This window comes from Chloroflexota bacterium (genome assembly GCA_035652535.1).
Taxonomy (GTDB): Bacteria; Chloroflexota; UBA6077; order UBA6077; family SHYK01; genus DASRDP01.
This window is the reverse complement of record DASRDP010000121.1, coordinates 70717-77558: the sequence shown is the minus strand read 5'-3', so window position 1 is coordinate 77558 and position 6842 is coordinate 70717. Positions and strand designations below refer to the sequence as shown.

Here is a 6842-nt window from a genome sequence, read left to right as displayed (position 1 = left end):
CCGACCCCGCCAACCCCAGGAAGATCAGCGACGCGGGTAAGGTCAACGACCTCGCGATCGGCCGCCTCGTCTTCCACATCGCTCACGACCGGATCCGTACGGAGGTCCAGGAGAGCCTGCCAAGTGCCAGCCTCGATGGAGGGCCCACCCAGCGCGCGATCGGGATACCGCTACCTCACGGGGTAGTGCGGGGAACCATCCAGCGGGTTTCTGTAATGACCGTCCCACTGGGTATCGTCCGCGGCTCACTGGTAGGGGATGCTCCGAGTTGGGAAAGGAAGGAGGCCAACGATGATCGAGCAAATCCAGGCCGAGCTCGGAAACTTCATCGTCTCCAACCTCATCGCTCTTGTGCTCGTTCTGTTTGCGTCAACGCGCCCCAAAATCGCTCGCTTCTTCTTCAGCTTCTTCTTCTTTGGGGCGGGCATCTGGAACCTGTTCGCTTCCCTCACCATGCCCGCGTTCTACGTGGCGACCTACGGGCCGGTGGCGACCCCGCCATATGCCGCGTTCATCAACGGCCCATTCGCGGCGATGCCGGCGCTGTTCGTGGTTCCCATTGCCATCGGCCAGCTCGCAATCGGCATTCTGGCGACCGGTACCGGGTCGTGGGTGCGGTTATCAATGTTGGGCAGTGCGATCTTCCTGGCGGCCATCGCGCCCATGGGTGTCGGAGCGGCATTTCCGTTCAGCCTCTTCGGGATTCTGGCTGCGTTCCTGCTGTTCCGACGACCGTTCACCACCACGCTGTATGAGGATCTGGGAGCCATCCTCCCAGTCATCGGACATCCGGCCAACCCGCGAGGGCACAGTCGACGACATGGGTAGTCACGAGAACCAAGGGTCGGTGAACGAGATGATGCACACGGACCCTGCGGAGCAAAGTCCGATCCTGCGATGGTTCTATAAAGGCTGGCGACCCACACGGCTCGGACGCTGGGTGAACCGGGTTCAGGGCTGGTGGTCTGGCCTCGGTTTGCCACCAAGAGAGGTCGCCGTACTCGAGGTCCGCGGCCGGGTATCGGGACACCGGCGGTCCAATCCAGTAGTCATCGCCACGGTGGAGGGCAAGCGCTACCTCGTCTCAATGCTCGGCCGGCAATCGGAGTGGGTGAAGAACGTTGAGGCAGCTCATGGCGATGCGGTCATCCGCCAGGGCCGCCGGGAGCAAGTCCACCTGGTTCAGGTGCCATCAGACGAGCGGGCGCCTATTCTCCGCGAGTATGTGCGGATCGCCTCAAGCGGCCGCAAGCACTTCCCGCTTGGCGTCGGCGCGTCGCTGTCTGAGTTCGAGGCGATCGCTACGCGATACCCGGTCTACCGGATCGACGCTGCCAGGTCTGGCCCCACGGCGCTGGAACGCGGCTCGGGCTCCAGCTGAACCACCCAACATCGCCGGATCGTGTGGGTAGACGGGAACGAGAGAACCTCGCCGGCTGCTGGAACGCCAGGCGCCAGCGGGGCTGGATCCTACGGCCGAGCATCCAGGATGATGTTGAACGCGGTCTCAGCCGCTCGTCGCACACGACTGAACCCGGCCTCGGTGACGACTGCCCGTAGCCGTGCTTCCCCGGCCTGAGCGCCGAGCGCAAGGCCCACTTCCTGCGAGAGCGAGGCCGGGGTGCAGATAAACGTGGATGCCGAGTAGTACACCCGCCCGACGGGATTCAGGTTGTCGGCCACGTCGTCGTTGGCGAAGGGCTCCACGATCATCCATGCCCCGTCAGGGCGAAGTGATTTCAGCACATGTCGAGCCGCGCCGACGGGATCCCCCATGTCGTGCAGACAATCGAAATGGCAAACCAGGTCAAACATGCCCTGGTACTCCTTCGCCGACGCTACCTCGAACCTGCAATTTGTGATGCCCGCAGCCGCCGCGGCCTGTCGCGCCATCTCGATCGATGGCGCATGGTAATCCGAGCCCACGAACCGCGAGTTCGGGAACGCCTGCGCCATGATGATCGTCGATGCGCCCCGGCCACACCCGACGTCGGCGACGTCGATGCCGCGCTCGAGCTTGGGAAGAATCCCGTCTAGCGACGGAAGCCAGGAGCTGACCAAGTTCGCCATGTATCCGGGCCGGAAGAATCGTTCGGTGCCTTCGAACAGGTCGACATCATGTTCGTGCCAGCCAAGCCCGTCGCCGGTTTTGAACCGTTCGAGGAGCTTTGGGAGAGCGCGAGTCGCAGCACTCGTAACCTGGAAGCCGCCCAGCAGGCAAAAGGGGCTGTCCTCGTTCGCGAGCAGCTCCGCCTGCTCGGCTGATAGAGCATAGCGCCCCTCACCGACGTAGGAAATGTAGCCAGACGCCGCCTGGGAGGCGAGCCATTCTCGCACATAGCGCTCGGCGGTGCCGGTCGCCTCGGCGAGCGCGGCTGACGTCAGCGGGCCCAGATCCTTGAGAGCTCGATACAGGCCGAGCTTATCGCCGACGACCACCAGGGTGCCGCTCAAGAGCGCCCCCAAATCGTTGACGGCCTGGCCGAGGAGCTGTTGAAGCTTGCCTTGATCGATCGATGCTGCTGACATGAGCGGGTCTCCTCCAACGTGTAATGACGGCTGATCAGATGGGCGGGATCCCAGGATAGTCCCGCGCACAGGGTAGCAGCCGTGCCCGTGGAAGTTCCTTACGATTGTTACGGCGCGACTGCGATGCGCAATGGGACCGCCGGAATAAAAATAAAACTACGTCGGCGTTGACAGCTGTCAGCGCCAAGTCTCCGTATCGTACACCGGCACGATCGTTCATGGTGCGCGGGCGCCATCCCCTGTCGCCAGGTAGGCGCTCCCGCAGCAGCGCGCCGAAGAGCTCGCGAGGGGGAACCAGCGACGCCGCCCAGGCCGAGCGATCCGCGCACCGATGGCGGCTGTGGCGAGCGGCGGGGCCCCGCGTGGGCCCTGCGCCGCGTAGTCATGCCGCGACTGGAACTCGCGCTCATCGAGGAGGCCCGCCATGACTGATTGCACCGCACACGATGAGGACGTATTGATGGGCCAGCCCAACGAGTGAGAAGGAGGCAATCAGGTGGGAGATTTCGCGCGACGCATCCAAGGGGTCATCGTCGAGATCGGCAAGGAGCGCATTCCCGCGGTGGGCGCCGCGGCGGCGATTATCGTCCAGATCTTGCTGCACGCCAACGAGTTCAACGCGATGGCCTTGGGGAGCGTGCGGATTGACTGGTCGAACGGGAAGGCGAGCCTGCGCATCTCGAAGAGCTTTGAGCCGGTGGGGTTCGATCTCTAGGAGCCCCGGGCGCTGCCGCGCCTCCCGCCTACCCGACGGGGTGGCCGACGGCTTCGACCCCGTTCACGCAGAACTACCCCCCGGACTCGGGCGGTGGGGTGGCTCGTCCTCCTACGCTGATTGATGGGGCGCTGAACCGGGACTTCCCGCCGAGCCGGTCGATCCCTCGGGTCGTGTAGCGCGCCGGCGCACGGGAGAGACCATCATGCTCCATACTGCTCGGACTCCTCACCAGCCTTCGCGGCTCTTCCCTCCTCTCGAGCGGCTCCAGGTCCGCACGCTCCTGCTCGCTTGTGGGCTCGTGGCTCCGCTCTACTACGTCGTGATCAACGACGTGATCGCCGCGATGGGGTATGAGGGCTATGACCGCATCACCCGCCCGGTCAGCGAGCTCTCCGCGACCTACGCGCCGACGAGGGCGCTGCTCGTCCCCCTGGGAATCGTCTTCGAACTGCTGATGATCGCCTTCTGGATCGGCGTCTGGCAGTCCGCCAAGCACAACCCCGCCCTGCGCGCCACCAGCGGCTTCATGCTTGGATTCGCGGCCCTGGGCCTCCTGGCCTATCCATTCCCGATGGCGACGGCCGATAAGCCCCTGGGCGCGAACACCGTCCATACGATCATCTGGGGTGTGATCACGCCGCTCTTCATGCTTGCCGGCATCGGGGTCAGTGCCGCCGCGTTCGGGAAGGCGTTTCGCCTGTTCGCGATCCTGACGCTAGCGGCGCTCTTCGCCTTCAGCGTCCTGAGCGGGATCCAGGCTGGGCAGGTCCAGGCGGGACAAACGGTGCTGTGGTTCGGCATCACCGAGCGCGCGCTCATCGGGGCCTGGCTCCTGTGGGTGGAGGTGCTGGCCATCGTGCTGCTCCGCCGTCGAGCGCCCGGTCCAGCATCGGTGGCGACGGCCGGGCGCCGTTGAACCGAACCGGGGAGAACCATGATAACAACCTGCGGAGCGTTTCTGCAGCGACACCCGGTCCTGAGCTTCTATATCCTCGTCTTCACCATCTCCTGGGGCGGCATTCTCCTGGTTATCGGTGGACCAGGCGCCATCCCGGGTACTCCGGAGCGGGTGGAGCGGCTGTTCTTCCCCGCCCTCCTGGCGCTGTTCTGTGGCCCCAGCCTGGCAAGCATCCTCATGACCGCGCTTGTCGATGGGCGAGCTGGCCTGCGTGAGCTGCTCGGCCGGCTACTCCAGTGGCGAGTGAATGTGCGCTCCTACGTGATCGCGCTTCTCCCCGCGCCAGCGCTCGTTCTCGCGGTCTTCCTGGCGTTGTCGCGCTTCTCTCCGGTGTTCACCCCTCTGCTCCTGACAGCCGACAACAGAGCGTCCCTGCTGCTGTTCGGCATCGCCTGGGGGCTGATCGGCGGCGGCTTGTTGGAGGAGCTTGGCGAAACCGGATTCGCGGTGACCCGACTTCGGCGACAGCACAGTGCCCTGAGGACGGCGCTCATCGTCGGGCTCCTGTGGGGAGCATGGCATTTCTTGATCGCTATCTGGGCGGGAGGGAGTCTGGCCGGCGGACAGTGGACTAGCTACCTGCTTGGACTGCTCTTCTTCTACGAAGGAGTCCTGCCGGCCTACCGGGTGCTCATGGTCTGGCTGTACGACCGAGCCGGGAGCTTGCTCATTGCGATGCTTATGCACGCGAGCCTCTCGGCCAGCACGCTGATCGTCCAGCCGTCCCTAACTGGCGTGCCCTACGTGATGGGGAACGTGGCCCTCGCGGCAGCGCTGTGGGTCGTTGTCGGCACGGTCGCTGTGGCCCACCGTCGAGATGTCCGGCCCCGATCGCCTGCTGTCCGGGGGGCGCCAGCGTAGCGTGCAGCCCCGGGAACCCGGCACGGAATCGAAGTCCCTCACGCTCCCTGGCGCGGACGGTACTGGAGCGCTTCGGCCAGGTGGGCCGGCTCGATGGAGTCGGCGCCGGCGAGGTCGGCGATGGTGCGCGAGACTTTGAGCAGGCGGTGGTAGGCGCGGGCGGTGAGGCCGAGGCGCTCGCTGGCGGCCTTCAGGAGGGCCTGGCCGGCATCGTCGAGGACGCAGATGCGGCGGACCTGGCTCGGCCCCATGTCGGCGTTGCAAACGAGCTTGCTGCCGGCGAAGCGGGCGCGTTGGCGCTCGCGCGCGGCCTCGACGCGGTCGCGCACGGCGGTGGAGGGCTCGGGCTCGCCGCGGCCGGCCAGCTTCTCGAAGTCGACGCGCGGGACCTCGACGTGGAGATCGATGCGATCCAAGAGGGGTCCGCTGATGCGCTTGGCGTAGCGCTCGACCTGGCTGGGGGCGCAGGTGCACGCGCGCACGGAGTCGCCGGCGTACCCACACGGGCACGGGTTCATCGCCGCGCAGAGCATGAGCTTGGCCGGGAACGTGACGGAGCCGGCGGCGCGGGAGATGGTGACGATGCCGTCCTCCAGGGGCTGGCGCAGGACCTCCAGCACGCTCTGGCCGAACTCGGGCAGCTCGTCGAGGAAGAGCACGCCCCGATGGGCGAGGCTGATCTCCCCCGGCCGCGGCCAGCGACCGCCGCCCACCAGCCCCACGTTGCTGATCGTGTGGTGGGGCGCGCGAAACGGCCGCTCCCGGATGAGCGGCGAGCCGGATGGGAGCCGACCGCACACGCTGTAGATCTTGGTCACCTCGATCGCCTCGTCCTCCGTCATGGCGGGAAGGATCGAGGGGAGCGCGCGGGCCAGCAGCGTCTTGCCGGCGCCGGGCGGCCCGGCCATCAGGAGGTTGTGTCCACCCGCGGCCGCAACCTCCAGCGCGCGCTTCGCGTGCTCCTGGCCCCGCACGTGGGCGAGGTCGGCCCCGCCCTCGTGGATCCCCTCGTCGATGTCGCGCGCCGCGCGGTCCGCCATGGGGAGGGTGAGGTCGCCGCGTAGATGCGCGACCAGCAGCGCCAGCGACGGCACGGGGACGATGCGCACGCCATCCACCAGCGCCGCCTCTCGCGCGTCCACCTCCGGGACATACACCGCGTCGAGCCCCTGGTCGCGGGCAAAGAGCACCATCGGCAGGATCCCGTCGGTGTGGCGGAGCGATCCGTCGAGGGACAGCTCCCCGAGGTAGAGCACGCGCTCGGGCCCGACTTCGAGCTGGTCGGAGGCGATGAGTAACCCGACGGCGATGGGGAGGTCGTAGCCCGCGCCCTCCTTCTTCAGCTCGGCGGGGGCGAGATTCACGGTGATCCGGTGCATCGGGAAGGTGAAGCCCGAGTTCCGAATGGATGCGCGTACGCGCTCGCGCGCCTCCTGCACCGCGGTGTCGGGCAGGCCGACGACGTTGAAGGCGGGCAGACCGGACGCGATGTCAACCTCGACCTCGATCAGCTCGCCGTCGAGGCCGACCACCGCGCACGTGTAGACTTTCGCAAGCACCGCCGCACCTCCTGGCGCGGCATCATACCATTCGACCGGACGGCTCTCTCCGCCCGGCGCCCGTCGGCATCGGGAAGACGAACGGCTGGCGCGCCAGTAGCCCTCGGCGCACCGGTGGCCGGCCACGACCCGCGCCGCGGGGTCTCGCCCGTGACCGGCGGGCGGCGCCCGGAGCCGTGGGGAAAGCGCTCCATCCGCGTACTATGTGACCAGATAC

General features: G+C 66.9%; 7 protein-coding genes. 5 read left to right on the top strand and 2 right to left on the bottom strand.

Annotated features, from left to right (window positions below):
• The first annotated feature begins 291 nt into the window (after window positions 1–291).
• Complete coding sequence (locus VFC51_15225) at window positions 292–828, top strand: hypothetical protein (protein ID HZT08376.1); 537 nt, start codon at window positions 292–294, stop codon at window positions 826–828.
• Window positions 821–1381: a nitroreductase/quinone reductase family protein gene (locus VFC51_15220; GenBank protein ID HZT08375.1), complete on the top strand. Its 561-nt coding sequence runs from the start codon at window positions 821–823 to the stop codon at window positions 1379–1381. The genes VFC51_15225 and VFC51_15220 overlap by 8 nt, the downstream gene beginning before the upstream one ends.
• 89 nt (window positions 1382–1470) lie before the next feature.
• Here VFC51_15220 and VFC51_15215 read toward each other — a convergent pair whose 3' ends face one another.
• Window positions 1471–2529: a class I SAM-dependent methyltransferase gene (locus tag VFC51_15215; GenBank protein ID HZT08374.1), complete on the bottom strand. Its 1059-nt coding sequence runs from the start codon at window positions 2527–2529 to the stop codon at window positions 1471–1473.
• A gap of 496 nt (window positions 2530–3025) precedes the next feature.
• Between VFC51_15215 and VFC51_15210 the strand changes: the two genes are divergently transcribed.
• The 3 genes from VFC51_15210 (at window position 3026) to VFC51_15200 (ending at window position 5066) form a co-directional block, all read left to right on the top strand.
• The gene (locus VFC51_15210; protein ID HZT08373.1) at window positions 3026–3244 is read left to right on the top strand and encodes a hypothetical protein; all 219 of its coding nucleotides are present in this window, start codon (window positions 3026–3028) and stop codon (window positions 3242–3244) included.
• Window positions 3245–3449: 205 nt separating this feature from the next.
• Window positions 3450–4163 carry a DUF998 domain-containing protein gene (locus VFC51_15205; GenBank protein ID HZT08372.1) on the top strand — a complete coding sequence of 238 codons (714 nt, stop codon included), beginning with the start codon at window positions 3450–3452 and terminating at the stop codon, window positions 4161–4163.
• An 18-nt stretch (window positions 4164–4181) separates the two neighbouring features.
• Entirely contained in the window at window positions 4182–5066 is an 885-nt protein-coding gene (locus tag VFC51_15200) for a CPBP family glutamic-type intramembrane protease (GenBank protein HZT08371.1), read from the top strand.
• Window positions 5067–5104: 38 nt separating this feature from the next.
• On the opposite strand, the gene VFC51_15195 is transcribed toward VFC51_15200, so the two are convergent.
• On the bottom strand, window positions 5105–6625 hold the full coding sequence (locus VFC51_15195; GenBank protein ID HZT08370.1) for a YifB family Mg chelatase-like AAA ATPase: 1521 nt from the start codon (window positions 6623–6625) through the stop codon (window positions 5105–5107).
• Window positions 6626–6842: the final 217 nt, after the last annotated feature.